We start from the raw sequence: 2,443 nt of genomic DNA, 5'->3' as shown, positions 1-2,443 counted from the left end.
GACCGTCCGCCACTTATTTAGAAACCCAGTCCTCGGACTGGGTTTTGTCGTTTTAGGAAACATGATTTTCTCTTATGGGTAAATAAGTCTCGCAAGGTTTTATCTGTAGCCTACAAGCTCAACCACTTATTCAGATAAAGCTCTACATTCGCACCCCAGTCTTTCCACGAGTATTGAGAAATCTAACCTATCATTTGGTTACGTCTGAGATACCCTCTATTTGCTCTCTTACATCAAAGACAGGGTTTATCTTATGACCCACCAAATACTTATCTTCTTCAATCATAGCAATCTCTGTTTGTGTTCCCTTCTCTGTATCACTGGTTAACTGTACTTGGTCATCACTTCTCATATTTACGCTGAAGAAAACTTTGTTTGCTTTACTCTTATTTGTCAGAAGGATTAACCTAGTAAAGGTTCTTTTGGGAGTACAACCTAATGATGCAGCAGATACAAAGTGAAACACTAAGAGTCTTATTCGAAAGCCTGTCTTCTCAAGATGGGATTGCAGTTATTAACCCTGCGACTGAGCAAGAACTGATTCGCTTAAAACCTAGCTCTTTGGACGAGCTAGATGTGCAAATAGAAACGTGTAAAGCGGCTCAAGTTGAGTGGGAAAAACTCAGTGCTAAAGTACGTTCCGCTTCGCTGAAAAAGTGGTTTCAATTGCTTGTAGAGCACACGGAAGATATTGCTAACATCATTACCTTAGAACAAGGCAAACCGCTTTCTGAAAGTCGTGGAGAAGTCGCATATGGAGCATCTTTTGTTGAATGGTTCGCAGAAGAGGCTAAGCGCGCCTATGGTGAGGTTATACCTGCACCAGCGGTAGATAGACGACTCTCTACCATTAAACAGCCTGTCGGCGTGTGTGCTGCGATTACACCATGGAATTTCCCTATTGCAATGATCACTCGAAAAGCGGCTCCTGCTTTGGCTGCGGGATGTGGGATGATCATTAAACCTTCTGAATTAACGCCTTTGACTGCTCTGGCTGTGGTTGAGCTTGCTCACCAGGCTGGCATCCCTAAAGCTCTATTGTCTACCGTTGTTTCTGAGCAAGCGGCAGAGTTTGGTTTGGTATTAAGTACCGATCCGCGAATTAAGAAGATCTCTTTCACGGGTTCGACACGTGTCGGCAAGATCTTGATGAAGCAGGCAAGTGATACGGTTAAAGCCGCTTCTATGGAATTAGGTGGCAATGCGCCTTTTATTGTTTTTGACGATGCAGATTTAGAAGCTGCGGCGAATGGCTTGATTGCCTCTAAGTTTCGTAATGCCGGACAAACCTGTGTGTGTACCAACCGCTTGTATGTGCATCAGAACGTAAAAGAGGCGTTCTTAACTAAGCTTCTAGATAAGGTAACAAGCCTGACGGTCGGTAATGGTCTTGAGAAAAATACAACTCTTGGTCCTGTGATTACAATGGCTTCTAAGCATCGTCTAGAAGCAGTGATCGATCAGGCAGTACAAGAAGGGGCAGCGATGCTTAATCTGCCTCAAAAACGCTCTGGGCGCTTTATGGAGCCTGTTATCTTAGATAATGTGGAACAAGGTATGGCGATAGTGCAACAAGAGCTGTTTGGCCCGGTTCTGCCAGTCATTAGTTTTGATGATGATGAGCAAGTGCTCTCGATGGCGAATGACACTGAATATGGTTTAGCTTGTTACTTCTACACCGATAGCTTGAAGCGCATCATCAAATTTAGTGAAGGTTTGGAATATGGCATGGTGGGGGTAAATGAAGGAATTATCTCTACGGAAGTGGCACCGTTTGGTGGGATCAAAGAATCAGGCATTGGTCGTGAAGGGGCTAAGCAAGGCATGGATGAGTATCTAGAGACGAAGTACATCTGCCTTGGCGGTTTGAGCTAGCCTTCCGCTTAGACACTCATTGATACGATACAAAAAGAGAAAGCTAGGTACATCGCCTGGCTTTTTGTTTATTGAGATAAAGTTGGGTGAAGAGAGGGAGCGGTGCGTTTTCTTCAGATGCAAAAAAGCCGCATCAAGTGATGCGGCTTTTTCTAATATGGCTCCTCCTACTGGACTTGAACCAGTGACCTGCGGATTAACAGTCCGTCGCTCTACCAACTGAGCTAAGGAGGAACAAATTTTAATAAGTGGTGCCGACTACCGGAATCGAACTGGTGACCTACTGATTACAAGTCAGTTGCTCTACCTACTGAGCTAAGTCGGCACATTTTCGTTAATAAGTAATCGACTTACTAACCGAAAGATGGCTCCTCCTACTGGACTTGAACCAGTGACCTGCGGATTAACAGTCCGTCGCTCTACCAACTGAGCTAAGGAGGAATTATCTTGTTTAAGAATAAATGGTGCCGACTACCGGAATCGAACTGGTGACCTACTGATTACAAGTCAGTTGCTCTACCTACTGAGCTAAGTCGGCGTACCGTTATTCTTTCTATTGTTCGTGTTA

The 2,443-nt window shown here is 44.4% G+C and carries 2 protein-coding genes and 4 tRNA genes; 1 reads left to right on the top strand and 5 read right to left on the bottom strand.

All coding sequences use genetic code 11. The features are described from left to right. Nucleotides 1-190: 190 nt before the first annotated feature. Nucleotides 191-352, bottom strand: a complete 162-nt coding sequence (locus VHA02S_RS26235) for a hypothetical protein (protein WP_009697573.1) — start codon at nucleotides 350-352, stop codon at nucleotides 191-193. Between the two features lie 86 nt (nucleotides 353-438). On the opposite strand from VHA02S_RS26235, the gene VHA02S_RS24530 reads away from it, so the two are divergent. Then, nucleotides 439-1,875, top strand: coding sequence for an NAD-dependent succinate-semialdehyde dehydrogenase (locus VHA02S_RS24530; RefSeq protein WP_009697574.1), 1,437 nt, complete (start codon nucleotides 439-441; stop codon nucleotides 1,873-1,875). Nucleotides 1,876-2,033: 158 nt separating this feature from the next. On the opposite strand, the gene VHA02S_RS24525 is transcribed toward VHA02S_RS24530, so the two are convergent. The 4 genes from VHA02S_RS24525 to VHA02S_RS24510 all read right to left on the bottom strand — a co-directional run bounded on the left by VHA02S_RS24525 (nucleotide 2,034) and on the right by VHA02S_RS24510 (nucleotide 2,413). Next, nucleotides 2,034-2,109: transfer RNA gene (locus VHA02S_RS24525), tRNA-Asn, on the bottom strand. Nucleotides 2,110-2,124: 15 nt separating this feature from the next. Further along, nucleotides 2,125-2,200 (bottom strand) — tRNA-Thr (locus VHA02S_RS24520). Between the two features lie 40 nt (nucleotides 2,201-2,240). Next, nucleotides 2,241-2,316: transfer RNA gene (locus VHA02S_RS24515), tRNA-Asn, on the bottom strand. Between the two features lie 21 nt (nucleotides 2,317-2,337). Beyond that, nucleotides 2,338-2,413, bottom strand: a tRNA-Thr gene (locus tag VHA02S_RS24510). Nucleotides 2,414-2,443: the final 30 nt, after the last annotated feature.

It is taken from the genome of Vibrio harveyi NBRC 15634 = ATCC 14126 = KCTC 12724 (assembly GCF_001591145.1).
GTDB classification, from domain to species: Bacteria; Pseudomonadota; Gammaproteobacteria; order Enterobacterales; family Vibrionaceae; genus Vibrio; species Vibrio harveyi.
The sequence above is the reverse complement of the archived record's forward strand: the minus strand, read 5'-3'. Positions and strand labels throughout refer to the sequence as shown.

What these genes read in the sequence shown, in the direction of transcription:
- VHA02S_RS26235 (WP_009697573.1), bottom strand. Translation starts at nt 352, where the DNA reads ATGAGAAGTGATGACCAAGTACAGTTAACCAGTGATACAGAGAAGGGA.
- VHA02S_RS24530 (WP_009697574.1), top strand. Translation starts at nt 439, where the DNA reads ATGATGCAGCAGATACAAAGTGAAACACTAAGAGTCTTATTCGAAAGC.